Genomic DNA, 20,909 nt, shown 5'->3' with positions numbered 1-20,909 from the left:
GGCACTTTGCAGGGAGGCGATGGAGCCCTACCCTTAACCCTCCCCCCCCCACCCACACAACCGGGCGTCCCCCAACCTGGCCCCCTCGGCCCCCCCCGCCCCTGTTCGCATGCGCGGCTACCGGCCGCCCTGGTCCCGGAGCCAGTAGGGATCGATGGAGTGGTCCTGGGCCTGACCGCCTTGCGCGGGCCAGCCGCCCCACTCGTCCTGCCCGTGGCCCTGCGGCTGCGGGTACTGCTGGTGCTCCGGTTCCCCGTACTGCGGCTGACCGGCCTGCTGCTGGAAGCCGGCGGCCTGCGGCTGGACCGGTTCCGGGTTTCCCCAGGAGACCGGCTGCTGAGGGACGGGGGCGTTCCAGCCGGCCTGCTGCTGCCCCCCGGCCCCGTCCCAGGCCGGCGCCGCAGCGTACTGCGGTGCGACGTGCGCCTGGAGGACGGCCGTCTGCTGCGGTGCCACGGCCTGGTGGGACTGGGTGAGCCGGTTCAGCGCCTTGCCTCCCAGGCGCATCATCTGCAGCGTCTCGGTCACCTTCGGGCTGGAGTACGGATCCTCCTCCTCCCACACGGAGGCGACCTCCCCTTCCTGGCCGCCCGCCATCGAGACCTCGACACCCGCCTGCCGCGTGCCCCAACTGCCCTTGTGCAGGGTGAACAGGGCGTAGAAGCGCAGCGGTGTGAGCAGCGTCAGCTGGATGACACCGTAGAGCGGAGCCAGCAGGAACATTCCGAACCGCTTGACCAGCCCCATCCCGCGGCGCGGGAAGTCGAGATAGCGGACGTTGCGCAGGTACCCCATGAGCACCATGAACATGAGGTAGTCACCGATGTGGTGGACGAACCTCTCCGGGTGCACGATCGGCAGGATGACCATGGAGTAGAACATGGCCGAGCCGAAGACCAGCCACAGCATCAGTTCCATGGTCGTCAGCCAGAACGCGGGTCGCCACTTCTTCTGCTTGCGGAACGCCCACAGCGACTCGCGGAAGAACGACTTGTTCCAGCGGACCTGCTGGCGCAGGAAGTGCGGCAGCTTCTCCGGCACCGCGGTGTAGCCGACCGCGGTCTCCTGGAAGACGACCTGGCCCTCGATGAGGCAGTAGTTGGTCATGCGGCGGTCGTCGCCGAACACCGCGGGCTTGCCCAGGAACTGCTGGTTGAGGAAGTCGTCGAGGTACTTGCGCACCAGCGTGCCGCGGTAGACGGACAGGGCTCCACAGCAGCAGAGCACGGACTTCAGCCGCGAGTAGGCGGCCCGCTCGAAGAGGAAGGAGTTGCCGTACCGCAGATCCTGCAGGCGCGTGAAGATGTTGCTGTCGTGGTTGAGGGCGAGGACCATGCCGGTCGAGGCCATGATCTTCTCGTCGGCCATGGGCAGCAGCAGTTCGCGGACGGTGTCCCGGGACAGGATCGTGTCCGAGTCCACGCACAGGAAGAGGTCGGTGTACGGAGCCGCCTCGAAGCCGCGGGCGAGCGCCTCGCGCTTGCCCTTGTTCTCCGGCTGCACGCTGACGGTGTACTTCACGCCGCGCGCCTCGAACTCGCGGCGCATCTTCTTGGCCGCACGGATGCCGTCGGGGTCCGCGCTGCAGTCGTCGATGATGTGGACCTCGTTGGGGAGCCGGCTCTGCGCGAGCAGGCTGCGCATCCCCTGCTCGAACGTCACGGGGTCCTCGTTGTAGATCGGGATGACCGCCGTGACCCAGCGGCTCTCCAGGTACTCCAGCTGCGCCTGGTCGGCCTTGGCCGGCCGGTAGAACAGCGCCCCGCACATCTTCAGCGACAGCAGGCCCAGCGCACCGAGCGAGTAGAGGTGCAGAGAACCGGTGTCGAGCCGGGTCGCGATCAGCGCGGCGAGGCCCGCGAAGACGAAGTAGGAGACCTTCAGGTGTCTGCGCTTGCGGTGCTTCTGGTGGCCGCCGGAATCGACGGCGCCGGCCACATACGTGTCCTGGGTGGTCACAGCTTGACCACGCAGGGGTGCGCCTCGGACTTGCCGCTGGTGTCGAAGAGCGCCTGGGCGCGGTCGGCGAGCATGCCGAGCTCGATCTCCCGGTGGGGCTGCAACAGGATGGTGAGGTCCGCCTCCTCGGCGCCCGCGAGGTAGTCCTCGACCCGCTCGACGGGCATCCCGTCCACGGTCCACTCGTCGACGCGCGGGTCGAAGTAGACGAGTTCGGCACCCTTCGCGAGCAGGTTCTGCGCCACGGCCCGCGCGGGGCTCTCCCGCTGGTCCGAGATGTCCGGCTTGTAGGTGACGCCGAGCAGGAGGACGCGCGCGCCGCGCACGGCCTTGCCCTGGTCGTTGAGGAGGTCGGCGGCCCGGGCGACCACGTGCACGGGCATGCGCTGGTTGATCTCCTGGGCCAGTTCCACGAAGCGGAACGGGATCCCCAGCGACCGCACCTTGTACGAAAGGTAGTTGGGGTCGATCGGTATGCAGTGGCCGCCGACTCCGGGGCCGGGGAAGAACGGGGCGAATCCGAACGGCTTGGTGGAGGCGCAGTGGATCGCGTCCCAGAGGTCCACGCCGATCTCCCGGCAGAACATCGACATCTCGTTGACGAGGGCGATGTTCACGTGCCGATAGGTGTTCTCGAGCAGCTTGGCCATCTCGGCCTCGCGCGTGCCCTTCGCCTCCACGACCCGCCCCACGAAGCGCTCGTAGAGCCCGCGCGCCGCCTTGGTGCAGTCGGGCGTGATGCCGCCGACCACCTTGGGCGTGTTCTCCAGGCCGTACGTGGGGTTGCCCGGGTCGATGCGCTCGGGCGAGAAGGCGAGGTGGAAGTCCCGGCCCACGCGGAGGCCGCCGGCTTCGAGCCGGGGCCGCACGACCTCGTCAGTGGTGCCCGGATACGTCGTGGACTCCAGGACGACGAGGGTGCCCGGGGTGAGGTGGGCCGCGATGTCGTCCACCGCGGCGTCCACCGCTCCGAGATCAGGAGCACCGTGCTCGGTCAGCGGGGTGGGTACGCAGATGACGACCGCGTCGGCGTCGGCGATGACGCCCGCCTCGTCGACGGCCCGGAACCCCCGGCCGAGCATCGCCTCGACATCGGAATCGGTGATGTCGTCGACATGTGAACGACCGGCGTTCAGACCGTCGACGACACGTCGGCTGCGGTCGAGTCCGACCACATTCAGGCCGGCCGCCGCGGCTGAACGGGCGAGCGGGAGTCCTACATACCCGAGCCCTACCACCACGAGATCAATATGTGCAGTCTTGTTCACAAAACTCATTCCCCACCCCAGCCCCCGCCGCGGACGCCATGGTCCCCCCGGACGACGGCTCAACCCTGAATTGGTCAAATAGGGTCTGAATGCTAACAACAGATTTGCAACCGAAATAACTGCCCGGATCGGTGTTTCATCTCACTCGATCCCGCGTACAACCGTAGGCCCGGTTCGACCGTCTAGGAGGCTTCACCTCTCCTGACCTCGGCCGCGAAACCCCATGGCCCGCCTGGCCCTTGGGGGCCGGACCGGTGGACCGTACGGCATGACGGACCTTCCGCCGTACACAGAGTGAAGTCCTGGGGTTAGGATCGCCGCAATTCACTCACGCGTTGTGACCATCCGCGCGATCCAGGCGATCGAACGAGCCCTCAGCGCGGCCGAAACCCCCTGCCGAGGAGTTTTTCCCGTGTCGATAGACCGCCGCACCTCTCCCCCTATGCGGCGCCGCCGCATCTGGCAGCCGATCGGAGCACTGCTCGTAGCGGGCACCGTCGTCGGCGGTGGCATTGCGTTCTACTCGATGGGGAATCCGACAAAAGAATCGGACCCTTCTGAGATCATTGTCCGATACCGCACAGATACTGTTTCGGAAGAATTGGTGAAGCCTTCACTTGAGGTTTTCAACACGTCCAAGGAGCCGGTGTCCTTGGGTGACGTGCGGCTTCGGTACTACTTCACCGCGGACACGGACACCCCGTACGCCTTCAACTGCGTGCAGGCCGCGGCGGGCTGTTCCAAGGTCACCGGAACCGTCGTCGCCCTGGACGAACCCACCGACACGGCCGACCACTACCTGGAGGTCGGCTTCACCGCGGACGCGGGCACCCTCGAACCGGGCGCCAACAGCAACGGCATCGACCTGCAGCTCTACCGTGCGGATCACGGGAAGTTGAAGCAGTCGAACGACCGCTCCTTCGACGGGGGCAAGACCACGTACAAGGAATCGAAGACCGTCACCGCCTACAAGCGCGGCGCTCTCGTGTGGGGGGAGGAACCCGAGGGCGGTGCCGCGGCAGCCCCGGGCGGGGCCACCGGCTCCCCGCCGGCCCCGGCGATCCCGGCCGGGGTCATGTTCGACGACTTCAACTACCGCGGTCCTCAGGACCCCGCGCTCTTCAAACACGGCTGGCTGGTGCGGACCAGCAAGGGTGGTCCCGGCATCGCGAACACCTGGTCCGCGGACGGGATCAGCTTCCCACCCGCTCCGGACGCCCTGGGCGCGCAGGTGCTCCAGCTGCGCGCCCAGACCGACGGCACGCCGGCCGGTACCCGCCAGGCGGCTCTGGGAACGCTGAAGCAGAAGTTCCGTACCGGCACGTTCGCCGCGCGGATCCACTTCAGCGACAAGCCCACGAGCGGCAAGAACGGCGACCACGTCAACCAGACCTTCTTCACCATCGGCGGTAGCGGCTCGAAGTACAGCGAACTGGACTACGAGTACATGCCCAACGGCGGTTGGGGTGCACCCGGCCCCAAGCTGGACACCACGAGCTGGCACGACGCCGACAAGAACGACCGCGTCACCAGCAAGTCGGAGAAGAGCCTGGAAGGGTGGCACACGGTCCTGGTGACGGTGACGGACGACGCGGTCACCTATCAGGTCGACGGCCGGAAGCTGTTCACCAACAACAAGAAGTACGCCCCGCGCGCCGACATGTCGGTGCACTTCAACACCTGGTTCGTGGACCTGCCGTTCAAGGGGGACCGCGCGTGGGACATGCAGATCGACTGGGTCTACTACAACGCCGCGGGCGGCCAGTCCACGCAGGAGGTCGAAGCCGCCGTGAAGGGGTTCAGCGACGGCGGTCTGCGCTACTTCGACACCGTACCGGCGCCGGCTTCCTGATCGGCCGGCTCCTTGAGGTCACCGGCGCTCCGCCGGTGACCTCAAGGACACCAACGCCACAAACGCCGAGATCCCGACCAGTCTCTCGACTGATCGGGATCTCATGACGTTCTCGGGAGCAACCCGTGAACTGTCGTTTGTGGACCTGTGGGGATTTGAACCCCAGACCCCCTCGATGCGAACGAGGTGCGCTACCAGACTGCGCCACAGGCCCTTGCGACGTGTGAAACATTAGCATCCCCCGGCGGGTGCTCCAAAACCGGTATCGGGGAGCGTCCGCGCAGGTCATCGATCACTCGTTCGCGGCGCGCGGGCGCTCGTCGCCCTCGTACTGGTCGAACAGGGGCGTACGGGCCGCGTCGCGCGGGCGGGGGCGGGGCGAGGGGGTGGAAGGCTGGGCGCGCAGGCGGGGTTCCGTCGGCTCGGCCGTGCTGGAGCGGGTCGCGCTCCAGGGGTCCGGGGTCGCCGGGCCGGTGGCGCGCGGGGCGACGGGGGCCGTCACGTACGTCGGCAGCGGCACCGGGACGGGCTCCCAGCTGTCACCGCGGGCGGGGCCGCGCTCGCGTTCGCGCTGCTGGTCCACCCACTCGGCGTGGTCGGTCTGCTCGACCAGGGCGCGCCGGCCGGCCTCCTGCGGGGAGACGGGTGGCGCAGGGTCCGGGTCGGAGCCGGCCGCCGCCTCGGACTCACGGCGGCGCGGGCGGTTCTCGCGCAGGTGGCGGGCGGCCGCCTCGGCGCGCCGCCGGTCCATGGTGAACTCGTAGCGGCGCCGCTCCTGGACCCGCAGGTGCACGATGTACGTGCTCAGCAGCAGGGCGGGGACCGCCGGGGCCCACAGGTACTGCAGTCCGCCGACGGCGGCGGCCACCGCGCCGAGGGTGAAGATCAGGAAGAGCAGCGCCGTGGTGCGCCGGCGGCGGGCCAGGACGACGAGGCGCTGCTCGCGGCGGGCCCGCTCCGCGCGGTCGGCCCGCTCGGAGGCGGCCGATCTCTGCTCGGACCGGGTGGGCGGGGGCACGACGACGGCCCGGGCGTCGGCGGCGTCCACGGGTTTCACCGTTTCCGTCGCGGCGTCCGGGTCCGCGGGGGGCTGGTGCTGCGCCTCCTCGTCACCGCGCTCACGGAGCCCCTTGGCGTAACGGCGCTCCATTCCCGCCCGGCCGGAAAGCAGCCGGATGGCGGTGGAGAAGCGTTCCGTCGGACGGGCTTCGTTCAGCTCGTCCTGCCTCCGGAGCCACATGGGCACCAAGTAGGCGGCCCAGGCCCCGACGATGACTGCGTAGATGAGGCCGCTGCTGCTCACACCCCACACCGTAGAGGGGCGCGGCCGGGGGAATCCGCCAATTGGGACGGCGTGTCGCACGATCTCGCTGATATCACGGACTTTTTTTGTGATTCTTCGGATCAGGTTATGGGCGAATCGGTCATCGGGCGAAAGAATTCGAACAGATATCGGATTTCTATTGTTCCGGCAGCTGCCCCGGCTCGGCCGGGCCGTGCGGATGGCGTTCGCGGTGCCAGCGGCGCAGCAGCCCCTCCCGCGCCTCCTCCGCCGTCAGCGCGTACACGAGGTGATCGCGCCAGGCCCCGTCGATGTGCAGGTACCGCGGGCGCAGCCCCTCCTCGCGGAAGCCGAGCTTCTCCACCACCCGCCGGCTCGGACCGTTCTCCGGACGGATGCACACCTCGATCCGGTGCAGCCCGACCTTGCCGAAGCAGTGGTCCACCGCGAGCGCGACCGCCGTCGGCATCACTCCGCGGCCCGCCACGTCCCGGTCCACCCAGTAGCCGACGTGGCCCGCGCACATCGAGCCCCAGGTGATCCCGGCGACCGTCAACTGGCCCACCAGGCGGCCCTGGTACTCGACGACGAACGGCAGCATGCGCCCCGCGTTCGCCTCCGCCCGCAGATGGCGCACCATCTGGCGGTACGTCGGCCGCTGGATCACCGGCCCCCAGGGCGCGGGCGGCGGGATCGTGGCCTCCCACGGCCGGAGCCAGTCGCGGTTGCGGCGGTTGACCTCGCGCCAGGCGGCCTGGTCCCGGAGCTTTATCGGCCGGAGCGATACGTCGCCGTCCGTCAGCACCACAGGCCAGGAGGGGCCGTTCAGCTCGCGCTCCCCGGCGGTCTGCCCTCGGGACGAGGGTGGTCGCCGCCGCGGATCTGGTCGACGGCGTGCAGCAGGACCCGGGACAGGACCGCGATCCCGTCGCGGACCCCGCCCGTGGAACCGGGCAGGTTCACGATCAGGGTGCGGCCGGCCACGCCCGCCAGGCCCCGGGACAGGGCCGCGGTGGGCACCTTCGCCAGGGACTCGGCGCGGATCGCCTGCGGGATTCCCGGGATCTCGTAGTCCAGGATCCGGGAGGTGGCGTCGGGGGTCCGGTCGGTCGGCGAGATGCCGGTGCCGCCGGTGGTCAGGATGACGTCGTACCCGGCGGCCACGCCCTCGCGCAGGGCCGCCTCCACGGGGTCCCCGTCGGGAACCACGCGCGGGCCGTCCACCGCGAAGCCGAGCGCCCGCAGGCCCTCGGCGAGCACCGGGCCGCCCTTGTCCGCGTACACGCCCTGCGAGGCCCGATTGGAGGCCGTGACCACCAGCGCGCGCAGCGCGGGCGCCACGGGGGCCGCCTCCGGGGCAGGGGCAGGGGCGTGGGCGTGGCTGTGGACCTCGCCGCCGCGCGGGGCGTTCACGAGCGCGCCCAGTCGCCGGACTTGCCGCCCGTCTTCTCCTCGACCCGCACGTCGGTGATGACCGCGCCCTTGTCGACGGCCTTGACCATGTCGATGACGGTGAGCCCGGCGACCGCGACGGCGGTCAGGGCCTCCATCTCGACGCCCGTGCGGTCGGCGGTCTTGACGGTGGCGAGGATCTCGACGGCGTCGTCGGTGACCTTCAGGTCCACCTTCACCCCGGAGACGGCCAGCGGGTGGCACAGCGGGATCAGGTCGGGGGTCTTCTTCGCCCCCATGATCCCGGCGATCCGCGCGGTGGCGAGGGCGTCGCCCTTGGGCACGCCCTCGCCCCGCAGCAGTTCGATCACCCGGGGAGAGACGAGCACGCGCCCGCTGGCCCGCGCCGTCCGGGTGGTGACGTCCTTCGCCGAGACGTCGACCATCCGGGCCGCGCCGGCCTCGTCGATGTGCGTCAGCCTGGTGCCGGCGGCGCCGCCGGCGCTGCTCTGCGTACTCATATCTGCGTGCCGCTCCCGTCCGGGCCCCGCAAGGGCCTGTGTGGTGCAACACGCTACCCGCATCCGGCGGACCTCAGCCGAGCAGGACCACTTCCAGCTCGGCCCCGGGCTCCACCGAGGTCACGTCCTCCGGTACGACGATCAGCGAGTCGGCGTGCGCCAGCGCGGCGATCAGGTGCGAGCCCGCTCCGCCGACCGGGCTGACCGTCCCGCTCACGGCGTCGTACTTGCCGCGCAGGAACTGGCGGCGGCCCGCCGGGGAGCCGATGGCCTTGTCCGCCTCCAGCACCGCGCGCACGCTCGGCCGGCTGACCTCGGAGGCGGGCAGGCCCATGAGGGCGCGGATCGCGGGGCGCACGAACAGCTCGAAGGAGACGTAGGAGGAGACCGGGTTGCCGGGCAGGGCCAGCAGCGGGGTGTGGTCGGGGCCGATGGTGCCGAAGCCCTGGGGCTTGCCGGGCTGCATGGCGAGCTTGCGGAAGTCGATGCCGGCGCCGTCCACGTCCTCGTCCCCGGTGGAGACCGCGGTGAGGGCCTCCTTGACCACGTCGTACGCGCCGACGCTGACCCCGCCCGTGGTGACGAGCAGGTCGGCCCGGATGAGCTGGTCCTCGATGGTGGAGCGCAGGGTGTCGGCGTCGTCGGCGACGGCGCCGACCCGGTAGGCGATGGCTCCGGCGTCCCGCGCGGCGGCGGCCAGGGCGAAGCTGTTGGAGTCGTAGATCGTGCCGGCTGCCAGGGCCTCTCCGGGCTGGACCAGTTCGCTGCCGGTGGACAGGACGACCACGCGCGGGCGCGGACGCACCCGTACGGTGCCCCGCCCGATGGCGGCCAGCAGGGCGATCTGCGGCGGCCCGAGCACCGTGCCCGCGGCGAGCGCCAGATCCCCGGCCTGTACGTCGCTGCCGCGCGCGCGGACGTGCGCCCGCGCCTCGGCGGCACGGTGGACGCGCACCTCGCCCGCGGCGCCCTCGGGCGACTCGCTGGCGGGGGTCATGCCGGAGGCGGCGCCGCCGCCCGTGCCCCCGTCGGTCCACTCGACCGGTACGACGGCCTCCGCGCCGGGGGGCAGCGGGGCGCCGGTCATGATGCGGGCGGCCTGGCCGGGGCCGACGGTCGGCAGCTCTCCGCTGCCGGCCGCCACGTCCCCGATGACCGTCAGCACCGCGGGGAACTCCTCGCTGGCGCCCTGGACATCGGCGGTCCGGACGGCGTACCCGTCCATCGAGCTGTTGTCGAAGGGCGGCAGGGCGACGGGCACGGTGACGTCCTCGACCAGGACACAGCCCTGGGCGTCCAGCAGCTGGAGCTCGATGGGCTCCAGCGGCCGGACCGTACCGAGGACGTCCGCCAAGTGCTCGTCCACCGACCAGAGGCGCTGGGAGTGACCGTCCTGCGGTGCGTCGGGCTTGCTCAAGGTCCTACATCTCCTCCGTGACGTAATGGTGAAGCCAGGTGCGGAACTCCGGGCCCAGGTCCTCACGCTCGCACGCGAGTCGGACGATGGCCCGCAGGTAGTCCCCGCGGTCTCCGGTGTCGTAGCGGCGGCCCCGGAAGACCACGCCGTGCACCGGGCCCCCGACGGTCTCGTCGGCGGCCAGCTTCTGCAGGGCGTCGGTCAGCTGGATCTCACCGCCGCGGCCCGGCTCGGTCTCCCGCAGTATGCCGAAGATCGCCGGATCGAGTACGTATCGTCCGATGACCGCGTAATTGCTGGGTGCGTCCGCGGCGTCCGGCTTCTCCACGAGACCGGTGATGCGGACCACGTCCGCCTCGGCGGTGGGCTCGACGGCGGCGCAGCCGTAGAGGTGCACCTGGGAGGGGTCGACCTCCATCAGCGCGACGACGGTGCCGCCGGCGCTCTGCTGGATCTCCGTCATGCGGCGCAGCAGCGGGTCGCGGGGGTCGATGAGGTCGTCGCCGAGGAGGACGGCGAAGGGTTCGTCGCCGACGTGCGGCTCCGCGCACAGCACGGCGTGGCCCAGGCCCCGGGGGTCACCCTGGCGGACGTAGTGCATGGTGGCCAGGTCGCTGGACTCCTGGACCTTCTTGAGCCGGTCGTCGTCGCCCTTGGCGATGAGCGCGGACTCCAGCTCGTAATTCCGGTCGAAGTGGTCTTCGAGAGCCCGCTTGTTACGGCCCGTGATCATGAGAATGTCGTCGAGACCGGCCGACACGGCCTCCTCCACGACGTACTGAATGGCCGGCTTGTCCACCACAGGAAGCATTTCCTTGGGTGTGGCCTTGGTTGCGGGAAGGAACCGAGTGCCGAGGCCCGCGGCCGGGATGACGGCCTTTTTGATCACGGGGTGCAACTGAGTCATGAGCGGAACGATAGTCGCTCGTGCTGTGAGCCACGTGTGCTTCAGATGAACATGATCAGGTATACCCCCATAGAAAGTGATACGAGCCAGCCGTGACAGAGAACCAGCCTTCGAGGGCCAAGACGGACCTGCGCCGGGAACTCCTCGCGGCCCGCCGCGCCTTGTCCGCCGACACCCTGCGCACGACGGCCGACGCCCTCTCCCGCTCCGCCCTGGAGCTACCCGAACTCGGCTCCGCCCACACCGTGGCCGCCTACGTCTCCATCGGCTCCGAACCCGGCACCCGCGAGCTGCTCGACGCCCTGCGGGCGGCCGGCACCCGGGTGCTGCTGCCCGTCCTGCTGCCCGACAACGACCTCGACTGGGCGGTGTACGAAGGCCCCGGCAGCCTGGCCGAGGCCGCGCACCCGGGGAAGATGCGGCTCCTGGAGCCCGCCGGTCCCCGTCTCGGCCCGGACGCGGTGACCGGCGCCGACGCCGTCCTGCTGCCCGGACTGGCCGTGGACCGGCGGGGGATGCGGCTCGGGCGGGGCGGAGGCTCGTACGACCGGGTGCTGGAGCGGCTGGAGCGCGCCGGGGCGCATCCCGCGCTGATCGTGCTGCTCTACGACGACGAGGTGGTCGCGCGGGTCCCCGAGGAACCGCACGACCACCCCGTCCGGGCGGTGGCCACCCCGTCGGGGGTGCTCCGCTTCAGCGCTTAGACCCTGCTCTTGGACCCTGCGGTCAGGAACCCTCGGGCTGGAGGGTCAGGGTGTCGACCGTGGCCTTGTCCACGGCTTCCTTCCCGAAGGGCCAGTCCAGCAGGTCGCCCTTGGCCCACAGCGTCGTCTGGTCCGTGTAGTGGTCGTGGTACGCGTGCCCCGAGGCGCCCGTCAGGTTGATCCAGCGGGACTTGTCGAAGTCGGCGAGGTTCACGACCATCCGCATCGAGGGCACCCAGGTGACCCCGTACCCGCTGGAGGCGTTCCAGCCGGTCGCGTTGACGGTGGCCTCGCCGCCGCCCAGGTTCCAGGGGCCGCGGTTGAGGAGCCACTGGAGGTAGCCGGGGCCCTCGGTGCCGATCGTCTGGTTCTTCAGCATCAGCTGGTGCATACGGCCCCAGCTCCAGGTCGACTGGTCCTTGCCGAGCTTGGCGGTCAGCTCCCAGCGGGCGTCCTTCATGGCCCGCGCGAACAGCTGGTCGCGGGTGGTGGTGGCGGCCACGGTGCGGCCGACGGCCGGCGACTGCCACCAGGCCGAGTTCTCGTCCTTGACCAGGCGGCGGACCACCTCGAACCAGCGGTCCCCGCCGTCCGGCTGCGCCGAGTCGGAGCCGCGCTCACCGCATTCGCGGACCATCTTGGCGAGGTCGTCGGCCGGGCCGGTGGTCTGCTCGGGGACGTTCATGCAGCTGCCCTCGATCCGCAGCTCCTTGGGCAGCTTGTCGCCGAAGGCCAGCTTGAGGATGTTGCGCCAGACCGCGTTGAAGTACGCGGCGGCCGCCGAGTCCGGCTCCTGGGTGTAGTTCCAGCCGTCCAGCAGCTTCTGCGCGGAGCGGACGTCCGGGTCCGAGACGTCGATCTTGGCCAGCATCGGGGTCAGCAGCGCGGCGATCTCGCTGCTGTTGTCCATCTGCATGGTCCGCATGTCGTCGGTGGAGATCTTCCCGCTGTCCTTGATCTTCGCCTCGATGAGGTCGTTGATCCGCTGACTGCGGGCGCCGTAGCCCCAGTCGGTGGTCAGCACGTACGGGTACTTGCCCTGGCCGCTCTCGGTGACGGCCTGGTTCGCGGTCACGATGAACCCGCGGTCCGGGTTGTAGGCCCACGGCATCTCGTCCTGCGGGACGTAGCCGGCGTTGCCGTCCTTGCCGCCCTTCCAGGCGTACTTGGAGTCCCAGCCGGGGGCGGGCATCTTGCCGTCGCCGGTGGTGCGGATCGGGATGCGGCCCGGGGCCTGGTAGCCGATGTTGCCGTTGGGGCCCTTGTTGTCGGCGTAGATCAGGTTCTGCGAGGGGACCTCGAAGTCGCGGGCCGCGGTGCGGAAGTCCTGGAAGTTCTTGGCCCGGTTGATCTTGAAGACGGCGTCCATCGACTTGCCCGGGTCCAGCGCGGTCCAGCGCAGGGAGACCCCGTAGCCGTTGCCGCGGTCGGGGGCGGCGCTGTTCACGGGGGCGCGGGCGCCGACCGTGGCGATCTCGTCGCTGCGGTCGGAGATCAGCGGGCCGTTGTTGGTGGACCGGACGGTGATCTTCTTCTCACCGCCGCCGGCGATCTTGATGACCTCTTCGCGGGTGGTGAAGGGGAGCACCTTGTTGTCGTAGACGTAGCCCTCGGGCTTGACCTGCTCCAGGTAGAGGTCGGTGACGTCGGCGCCGAGGTTGGTCATGCCCCAGGCGATGTCGGCGTTGTGGCCGATGACCACGCCCGGCATGCCGGAGAAGGTGTAGCCGGCCACGTCGTACTGGCACGAGGCCGAGGCCGTCCGGCAGTGCAGGCCCATCTGGTACCAGACCGAGGGCAGCTGCGGGGAGAGGTGCGGGTCGTTCGCGAGCAGCGGCTTCCCGGTGGTCGTGTACTTGCCCGCGACGACCCAGGAGTTCGAGCCGATGCCGCTGCCGGCCGGGCCGAGGATCGCGGGGATCTCGTCGAGGGTGTCGGCCAGCGCGCCGAGCTGCGTGCGCAGCCCCACGGTGGCGCCCTGGGCGGTGGCGTTGCCGGCCAGCCCGGTCTCGCCGCCGGTCTGCGTGGAGACCTGGGAGCCGTTGGCGCCGCCCTGCCCGCCGGAGCTCACGGGGCTGCCGGAGCCGGGACCGGCCGCGGGGGTGTACTTCCCGCCCTTGACGGTGCCGCCCTCGACGATCGGACGGTTCCGGTCGAAGGGGTACGGCGGGTAGAGGTCGTCGATCTGGGTCTGCGAGAGCTTGCCCGTCATCAGCGCACGGTCGATCTCGTCCTGCATGTTGCCGCGCAGGTCCCAGGCCATCGCCTTGAGCCAGGCCACCGAGTCGACCGGGGTCCACTGCTCGGGCTGGTAGGAGTCGCTGAGCTTGAGGGCGGCGTGTTCGACGGAGAGGTCCTTGCCGGACTTCCCCTTCAGGTACGCGTTGACCCCGTCGGCGTAGGCCTGCAGGTACTTCTTGGTCTCGGGCGACAGCTTGGTGTCGTACTCCTGCTGCGCGACCTGGCGCCAGCCGAGCGTGCGCAGGAAGGCGTCCGTCTCGACCTGGCCGGCGCCGAACATCTCCGAGAGGCGCCCGGAGGTCATGTGGCGGCGTACGTCCATCTCCCAGAACCGGTCCTGCGCGTGCACGAAGCCCTGCGCACGGAAGAGGTCCTCGTCGGAGTCGGCGTACAGCTGGGGGATCCCGTTGGCGTCGCGCTTGACGTCGACGGTCCCGGTCAGGCCGGGCACCTTCAGGGAGCCGGTGGTCTGCGGGAACGAGGCCCGCACGCTGTCCACGCTCCAGTACGCCCCGTACCCGAGGCCAGCGAAGAGCGCCAGCACCAGGACGAGCACGATCAGACGGGCGCGTCGTCCCTTCTTCTTGACGGAAGGGGCGGTTTCGTTGGCGGGCATCGCTGTCCTTAGAGGGGCAGGGTGGTCCTGGGAGTGCTGGGAGCAACCATAGGCGCAGGACCGGGTGCGTTGATCCGTCAGGGGTCGAGCTCATGACGACAGGTCATGAGGACAGAGCCCCTCAGGCGTTTCACAATGTGGCTATCGAGTAAAGGGCGCGTCAAAGATTAGGTAAGGTAACGAAGTACTTGCCGTCCGTGCCCCTGCCGGAACGATGCGTCAGTCCGACGCGTCTCGTTCCGTCATCGTCAGGCACGTCGAGGAAAGGGCCGCCCGCTGACTGTCCACACGCTCAATGAGCTCCTGCTGGTCTGCTCGCTCGTGCTGCTCGTCGCCGTGGCGGCGGTACGCGTCTCTTCGCGCAGCGGCCTCCCCAGCCTGCTCATTTACCTCGGCATAGGTGTTGCGATAGGCCAGGACGGCATCGGCAACGTCGTGTTCGACAACGCCGAGCTGACCCAGGTGATCGGCTATGCCGCGCTCGTGGTGATCCTTGCCGAGGGCGGTCTGGGCACGAAGTGGAAAGAGATCAAGCCGGCCCTGCCGGCCGCGATCGTGCTGTCGTTGGTCGGCGTCGCCGTCAGCGTGAGCGTGACCGCGGCGGGCGCGCACTACCTGGTCGGACTCGAATGGCGGCAGGCCCTGCTGATCGGCGCGGTCGTCTCCTCGACCGACGCGGCGGCCGTCTTCTCGGTCCTGCGCAAGGTCCCGCTCCCCTCCCGGGTCACGGGTGTGCTGGAGGCCGAGTCCGGCTTCAACGACGCCCCCGTCGTCATCCTGGTCGTGGCCTTCGCGACCGTCGGACCGGTCGACGAGTGGTACGTCCTCATAGGCAAGATCGCGCTGGAGCTGGCGATCGGCGTCGCCATCGGCCTGGCGGTGGGCTTCCTGGGCTCGTACGGGCTCCGGCACGTGGCACTGCCCGCCTCGGGCCTCTACCCGATCGCGGTGATGGCGATCGCGATCACCGCCTACGCGGCCGGCGCGATGGCGCACGGCTCCGGCTTCCTCGCGGTGTACCTGGCGGCGATGGTGCTCGGGAACGCGAAGCTCCCCCACTGGCCCGCCACCCGGGGGTTCGCGGACGGGCTCGGCTGGATCGCCCAGATCGGCATGTTCGTCCTGCTGGGCCTGCTGGTCACCCCGCACGAGCTGGTGCACGACTTCTGGCCGGCGGTGATCATCGGGCTGGTGCTGACGATGGTGGCCCGGCCGCTGGAGGTCTTCGTCTCCCTGCTGCCCTTCCGGCTGCCCTGGCAGGAGCAGGCGCTCATGTCCTGGGCGGGCCTGCGCGGGGCCGTGCCCATCATCCTGGCGACCATCCCCATGGTGTCCGGGATCGAGGGCAGCGAGCGGGTCTTCAACATCGTCTTCGTCCTGGTCGTCGTCTACACCCTGGTCCAGGGACCGACCCTGCCGTGGCTCGCGCGCAAGCTGAAGCTGGGCAACAGCGACGAGGCCGCCTCCGACCTCGGGATCGAGTCGGCGCCGCTGGAGAAGCTGCGCGGACACCTGCTGTCCTTCGCGATCCCGCCCGCCTCGCGGATGCACGGCGTCGAGGTGAGCGAGCTGCGGCTGCCGCCGGGGGCTTCCGTCACGCTGGTCGTACGGGACGCGCGCAGCTTCGTACCGGCGCCGTCGACCGTGCTGCGGCGCGGGGACGAGCTGCTGGTGGTGGCCACGGACCCGGTACGGGACGCGGCGGAGGCGCGGCTGCGGGCGGTGGCCCGGGGCGGCAAGCTGGCGGGCTGGCTGGGGACGGGCGGGGACGAGGGCCCCGCGAAGCGCTCCAGAAAGGGCTAGAGCGGGGTGGGAACGGGGCTGGAACGGGGTTAGAGCGCTGCTCTAATTCATCATTTTCGATGGCTTCTGTCCGCATTCACCCCTGTTTGAGTAGGGCTTGAATGCGAAGTTCCAGTTAATCGCAGGTGAAGACACGCCCTGTAGCCCGAATCACAGGGCGTATCGGCCGATCTGCCTGTACGATTAAGGAACAACACATCGAACCAACTCTGCCTGACGCAGAGCTGGCGCGACCGCAAAGCGGCCGTGGCACCCTCCCGCAGTGGGCGCCCAGGTATCACTCGGTTTTGCGCAAGAGGACAGCTCTCGGGGCTCCCACATGTACGGGTGCGATCGCTCACAAGGCGCCGCATCGTCCGCAGACGGGGAGTTCTACCAGGCAGCGGAAAGGCCAGGCCGTGACATCCGCGGTCACGACCGACAAGTCCGCCACGTCCACCCGACCCGGCTACGGGCAGCTCCTGCGCACGCCCGGCGCCCTCGGCTTCGTTCTCCCGGGATTCGCCGCGCGACTCCCCTTCGGCATGCTGACGATCAGCATCCTGCTGCTGGTCCAGCACACCACCGGTTCCTACGGAAGCGCCGGCATCGTCGCCGCCTTCACCGGTATCTCCATGGCCGTGTTCGCCCCGGTCATGGGCAAGCTCATCGACCGCCACGGCCAGAGCGCCGTCCTGGTCCCGGTGGCCCTCGTACACGCCGCCGCCGTCAGCTCCCTGGTGGCGTTCGCGCTGCTGGGCGCGCCCGTCTGGGCGCTCGCACTGGCGGCCGTCCCCGCCGGTGCATCCGTCCCGCAGGTCGGACCCATGGTCCGGTCCCGCTGGGCGGCCAAGCTCGAGGGCTCCCCGCTGCTGCCCACCGCCGCCGCGTTCGAGTCCGTCACCGACGAGTTCACCTTCGTCGTCGGCCCGGTGCTCGCCACCGCGCTGTGCACCGGCATCAACCCGGCGGCCGGTCTGGTCACCGAGGCCGCGCTGACCCTGATCGGCGGCCTGCTCTTCGCCGCCCAGCGGTCCTCGCAGCCCAAGCCCGTCGCCCGCCCGGCGCACGGTGAGAAGCACGCCCCGGCCCTCTCGTTCCACGGCCTGCGCGTCCTGATCGTCGCCTTCATCGGCATCGGCGCCGTCTTCGGCGGCATGCAGGTCTCGCTCGCCGCCTTCTCCGAGGAGATCGGCAACCCGGGCGCCAACGGTCTGCTCTACGGCGTCTTCGCCGCGGGCAACATGATCGCGGGCATCGCCTGCGGTGCGATCGCCTGGAAGATCGGCCCGCGCCGCCGCCTGATCCTCGGCTACATCGGCCTCACCGCGGCCGCCTCGGTCCTGTGGGCCGCGAACTCGATGATCCTGCTCGGCGCGCTCGGCCTGGTCGTCGGTCTGTGCATCGCCCCCGCGCTGATCACCGGCTACACCATGATCGAGCAGCTGGTCCCGGCCGCCTCGCGGACCGAGGCGTTCACCTGGCTCACCGGAGGCGTCGCCTTCGGGCAGGCCGGCGCCGTGACCCTGGCCGGCCGTCTGACGGACGCGCACGGGTCCTCGTACGGGTTCCTCGTGCCGATGGTGGCCACCGCCCTCGCTCTGGCCATCCTGTTGGTGCTGCGTGCGAAGCTGGCCCCGAAGGCCCCGAGCCGGATCGTCAGCTCGTCCAAGCCGACCGCCCAGAGCGCTCAGACCACCTCCGCGGCACCCGCCGCGGGTGTGAACGAGCGTGGTCTGGGTCACCGCGTGCCGGTGACGGTGGACTGATCCGCCGGAATACGTCACCATGGAGCGTCGTTAGCACTCATTGAGTGAGAGTGCCAGGAGGAAATTCGTGCCGACCTACCAGTACCAGTGCACCGAGTGCGGTGAGGGCCTTGAGGCCGTGCAGAAGTTCACCGATGACGCGCTGACCGTGTGCCCGAGCTGTGACGGACGCCTGAAGAAGGTGTTCTCCGCGGTCGGCATCGTCTTCAAGGGATCCGGTTTCTACCGGAACGACAGCCGCGGCGCTTCGTCGAGCAGCACCCCTGCCTCGAAGCCCTCGTCGACGCCGGCCGCCACCCCGGCCGCGTCCTCGTCCTCGACGGCTCCGTCGTCCTCGACCTCGACCTCCTCGTCGTCGTCGAGCTCGTCTGCCGCCTGACGCGCTCCAAGGCACCACCCCGTTCCATCCGAGGCCCTGCCGTCCCCCACGGGACAGCGGGGCCTTCGGCATGCCCCGTTAGGGTGGCTGCATGGCGAATGCAGAGATCGGTGTCATCGGCGGATCGGGCTTCTACTCCTTCCTGGAGGACGTCTCCGAGATCCAGGTGGAGACGCCTTACGGACCCCCCAGCGACTCCCTCTACCTCGGCGAGCTCGCCGGCCGGACCGTGGCCTTCCTGCCCCGGCACGGCCGCAGCCACACCGTGCCCCCGAACAAGATCAACTACCGCGCCAACCTGTGGGCGCTGCGCTCCGTGGGCGTCCGCCAGGTGCTGGGGCCCTGCGCGGTCGGCGGCCTGCGGTCCGAGTACGGCCCGGGGACGCTGCTCGTTCCCGACCAGCTGGTCGACCGTACGAAGTCCCGCGCCCAGACCTTCTTCGACGGGGAACCGCTCCCCGACGGCTCGGTCCCCAACGTCGTGCACACCACCTTCGCCGACCCGTACTGCCCGGTGGGCCGCTCGGTGGCGCTGGCCGCGGCGCGCGGGCGGGACTGGGAGCCGGTGGACGGCGGCACCATGGTCGTCATCGAGGGGCCCCGCTTCTCGACCCGCGCCGAATCGCAGTGGCACGCCGCGGCCGGCTGGTCGGTGGTCGGCATGACGGGCCACCCCGAGGCGATCCTCGCGCGCGAGCTGGGGCTCTGCTACACCTCGATGGCGCTGGTCACGGACCTGGACGCGGGCGCGGAGACGGGCGACGGGGTCTCCCACACGGAGGTCCTCAAGGTCTTCGGCGAGAACGTCGGCCGGCTGCGCGAGGTCCTCTTCGACGCGGTGGCCGCCCTGCCCCCGACGGAGTCCCGCGCCTGCCTGTGCACCCACGCGCACGACGGCTGGGACCTGGGCATCGAGCTGCCGTAGGAAGAATTTCCGCAGGGGTGTCACGTTTCGCGGGGCCCGCCGGTCTCAGTTGGTGAAGGCCGGGCGAAAGGCGCCCGGCCGGATCCGGCTCCAGGAGGCACCCGCCATGGCACGCATCTCGCTCACCCCGCCCCGCACCCTCCTCAACCGCTTCGGCGCCTGGTACTCGCGCCGCGCCTACGGCCAGGTCCTGGAACCCGGTCTGGCATACGGGCACAACGGGCGCGTGCTGTTCACCTACGTGCGCCTCGAACAGCGGGCGGCGAAGTGGAACGCCCTCGACGGCAGCCTGAAGCACCTCGCGGTGATGGCCGCCGCCGCCCGCATGAACTGCTCGTGGTGCATGGACTTCGGCTACTGGGAGGGCCAGGAGAAGGGGATCGCCCCGGAGAAGGCCGAGAAGGTGCCGGTGTGGCGCGAGGCCCGGGAAGCGTTCACCGAGCTGGAACTGCTCGTCATGGAGTACGCCGAGGCCATGACCGAGACCGAGCCGGCCGTCACGGACGAACTCGCCGCCGACCTGATCGCGCGCCTCGGCGAGGCCGCCTTCGTCGAACTCACCGCCATGGTCGCGCTGGAGAACATGCGCTCGCGCGTCAACAGCGCCTTCGGCCTGACCAGCCAGGGCTTCAAGGAGTCCTGCGAGATCCCCGCCAAGCGCTGACCCCGATCATGGGGGCCATGGACAGCAGACGGGTGATCGTCGCCCTCGACTTCGACGACCGGCGGGCCGCCGAGGCCCTCGTGGCACGCCTCGGGGGCGCCTGCGGCTTCTACAAGGTCGGCCTGGAGCTCCTGACCGCCGCCGGGCCGGACCTCGTGCGCGGGCTCGTCGATCAGGGCCACGAGGTCTTCCTCGACCTGAAGCTCTTCGAGATCCCGAACTCCGTGGCCGGCGCCGTCCGCGCCGCGGGCGCCCTGGGCGCCTCCATGGTGACCGTGCACTCCATGGGCGGTACGGGCATCATGACGGCCGCCGTGGACGCCGCTCGGGAGTTCCCCGGGCTGCGCGTGCTCGCGCTGACGGTGGTCACGAGCATGACCGGGAGCGACCTCGCCGACATCGGGATCGGCGCCGGCACCGACGAGCAGGTGCTGCGGCTGGCCAGGCTGGCGGCGGAGGCCGGATGCGACGGGGTCGTCGGATCGCCCCGGGAGGCCGGCCCGCTGCGGAAGCTGCTGGGGCCGGACCGGCTGATCGTCACGCCGGGGGTGACGCTGGCGGGTGTGACGCCGGCGGGCGGGGAGGTGGGCGGGCACGCCCGCTCCGGTACTCCGTGGGCCGCCTTCGCCGCCGGGGCCTCGCACGTCGTGGTGGGGCGGTCCGTCACCCGGGCGGCGGATCCGGTGGCGGCACTGCGGCGGATCGGGGCCGGGCGGCCCCGGTAACTCCTGCGGGTGAGGGAGATATCCACAAGCTGGGGACGGTCCACAGGTCCGAGCGGGATCCGGCGGGGCGGCGGATCGTGTGGGGTGTCCGGGCGCCAGGTCCGGGCATCGGATCTCGCTCCGTCTGGTGGTGGCCCTCATGACCGCGCACTCCCGCGTCCCTTCCTTCTCCTCCTCCTCACCGCACGTCCACACCCCCGCACGCACGTCCCCCGTCCCCCGCCCCTCCCCTTCCGCTCCGTGCCCCCCGGCGCGCTCCGTTCCCCTCTTCGCCCCGCTCCGCGTGGGGCGGGCCGGGGACCGGCTGCGCCGGGCGGTGCGGCGCCGGCGGCGCGGGGCCGCGGCCGGGCTGGCCGTCGTGGCGGCCGTGCTGGCCGTGGGCGGCACCGAGGCGCGCGCCTCGCGGGGCTCCTCCCCACCCCCCACCCCCCCCCCCCCCCCAGCGGTTCTGACTGTGTCTGCGTCCGTGTTCCCCCCCAGCACAGCCACCATTCTAGCTCTTCTGC

General features: G+C 70.4%; 17 protein-coding genes and 1 tRNA gene. 8 read left to right on the top strand and 10 right to left on the bottom strand.

Features of this window, described 5'->3' with window-relative positions; translation table 11 throughout:
- Positions 1–117 precede the first annotated feature (117 nt).
- Both ACFRU2_RS38470 and ACFRU2_RS38465 read right to left on the bottom strand, forming a co-directional pair.
- Positions 118–1,959: a glycosyltransferase gene (locus ACFRU2_RS38470; protein ID WP_382980965.1), complete on the bottom strand. Its 1,842-nt coding sequence runs from the start codon at positions 1,957–1,959 to the stop codon at positions 118–120.
- Entirely contained in the window at positions 1,956–3,236 is a 1,281-nt protein-coding gene (locus ACFRU2_RS38465; RefSeq protein ID WP_382980964.1) for a nucleotide sugar dehydrogenase, read from the bottom strand. Before ACFRU2_RS38465 ends, ACFRU2_RS38470 begins: the two co-directional genes overlap by 4 nt.
- 433 nt (positions 3,237–3,669) lie before the next feature.
- On the opposite strand from ACFRU2_RS38465, the gene ACFRU2_RS38460 reads away from it, so the two are divergent.
- Positions 3,670–5,079, top strand: coding sequence for a cellulose binding domain-containing protein (locus ACFRU2_RS38460; protein WP_382981007.1), 1,410 nt, complete (start codon positions 3,670–3,672; stop codon positions 5,077–5,079).
- Positions 5,080–5,219: 140 nt separating this feature from the next.
- On the opposite strand, the gene ACFRU2_RS38455 is transcribed toward ACFRU2_RS38460, so the two are convergent.
- From ACFRU2_RS38455 to galU, 7 genes are all read right to left on the bottom strand, one after another.
- Positions 5,220–5,293 (bottom strand) — tRNA-Ala (locus ACFRU2_RS38455).
- 78 nt (positions 5,294–5,371) lie between these two features.
- On the bottom strand, positions 5,372–6,382 hold the full coding sequence (locus tag ACFRU2_RS38450; protein WP_382980963.1) for a hypothetical protein: 1,011 nt from the start codon (positions 6,380–6,382) through the stop codon (positions 5,372–5,374).
- A gap of 157 nt (positions 6,383–6,539) precedes the next feature.
- A complete protein-coding gene (locus ACFRU2_RS38445) occupies positions 6,540–7,169 on the bottom strand; it encodes a GNAT family N-acetyltransferase (protein ID WP_250737533.1) in 630 nt (209 codons plus the stop codon).
- A 17-nt stretch (positions 7,170–7,186) separates the two neighbouring features.
- Entirely contained in the window at positions 7,187–7,774 is a 588-nt protein-coding gene (locus tag ACFRU2_RS38440; RefSeq protein WP_382980962.1) for a molybdenum cofactor biosynthesis protein B, read from the bottom strand.
- Positions 7,771–8,274: a cyclic pyranopterin monophosphate synthase MoaC gene (gene moaC / locus ACFRU2_RS38435; RefSeq protein ID WP_254385928.1), complete on the bottom strand. Its 504-nt coding sequence runs from the start codon at positions 8,272–8,274 to the stop codon at positions 7,771–7,773. Before moaC ends, ACFRU2_RS38440 begins: the two co-directional genes overlap by 4 nt.
- 73 nt (positions 8,275–8,347) lie before the next feature.
- Positions 8,348–9,691, bottom strand: a complete 1,344-nt coding sequence (glp, locus tag ACFRU2_RS38430; protein WP_382980961.1) for a gephyrin-like molybdotransferase Glp — start codon at positions 9,689–9,691, stop codon at positions 8,348–8,350.
- Between the two features lie 4 nt (positions 9,692–9,695).
- Positions 9,696–10,598, bottom strand: coding sequence for a UTP--glucose-1-phosphate uridylyltransferase GalU (gene galU, locus ACFRU2_RS38425; RefSeq protein ID WP_382980960.1), 903 nt, complete (start codon positions 10,596–10,598; stop codon positions 9,696–9,698).
- Positions 10,599–10,690: 92 nt separating this feature from the next.
- Here galU and ACFRU2_RS38420 point away from each other — a divergent pair, with 92 nt between their 5' ends.
- Positions 10,691–11,302: a 5-formyltetrahydrofolate cyclo-ligase gene (locus ACFRU2_RS38420; RefSeq protein WP_382980959.1), complete on the top strand. Its 612-nt coding sequence runs from the start codon at positions 10,691–10,693 to the stop codon at positions 11,300–11,302.
- Positions 11,303–11,324: 22 nt separating this feature from the next.
- On the opposite strand, the gene ACFRU2_RS38415 is transcribed toward ACFRU2_RS38420, so the two are convergent.
- A complete protein-coding gene (locus ACFRU2_RS38415; protein WP_382980958.1) occupies positions 11,325–14,159 on the bottom strand; it encodes a penicillin acylase family protein in 2,835 nt (944 codons plus the stop codon).
- Between the two features lie 321 nt (positions 14,160–14,480).
- On the opposite strand from ACFRU2_RS38415, the gene ACFRU2_RS38410 reads away from it, so the two are divergent.
- From ACFRU2_RS38410 to pyrF, 6 genes are all read left to right on the top strand, one after another.
- Entirely contained in the window at positions 14,481–15,962 is a 1,482-nt protein-coding gene (locus ACFRU2_RS38410; RefSeq protein ID WP_382980957.1) for a potassium/proton antiporter, read from the top strand.
- Positions 15,963–16,360: 398 nt separating this feature from the next.
- Complete coding sequence (locus ACFRU2_RS38405; protein ID WP_382980956.1) at positions 16,361–17,710, top strand: MFS transporter; 1,350 nt, start codon at positions 16,361–16,363, stop codon at positions 17,708–17,710.
- A 67-nt stretch (positions 17,711–17,777) separates the two neighbouring features.
- A complete protein-coding gene (locus tag ACFRU2_RS38400; RefSeq protein WP_382980955.1) occupies positions 17,778–18,089 on the top strand; it encodes an FmdB family zinc ribbon protein in 312 nt (103 codons plus the stop codon).
- Positions 18,090–18,180: 91 nt separating this feature from the next.
- A complete protein-coding gene (locus ACFRU2_RS38395) occupies positions 18,181–19,014 on the top strand; it encodes an S-methyl-5'-thioadenosine phosphorylase (protein WP_382980954.1) in 834 nt (277 codons plus the stop codon).
- A 106-nt stretch (positions 19,015–19,120) separates the two neighbouring features.
- Positions 19,121–19,678, top strand: a complete 558-nt coding sequence (locus tag ACFRU2_RS38390; protein WP_382980953.1) for a carboxymuconolactone decarboxylase family protein — start codon at positions 19,121–19,123, stop codon at positions 19,676–19,678.
- A gap of 17 nt (positions 19,679–19,695) precedes the next feature.
- Complete coding sequence (pyrF, locus tag ACFRU2_RS38385; RefSeq protein WP_382980952.1) at positions 19,696–20,403, top strand: orotidine-5'-phosphate decarboxylase; 708 nt, start codon at positions 19,696–19,698, stop codon at positions 20,401–20,403.
- Positions 20,404–20,909 lie beyond the last annotated feature (506 nt).

Source organism: Streptomyces sp. NPDC056883, assembly GCF_042788835.1.
Lineage (GTDB): Bacteria > Actinomycetota > Actinomycetes > Streptomycetales > Streptomycetaceae > Streptomyces > Streptomyces stoeckheimensis.
This window is presented reverse-complemented; position numbering and strand designations above follow the sequence as displayed.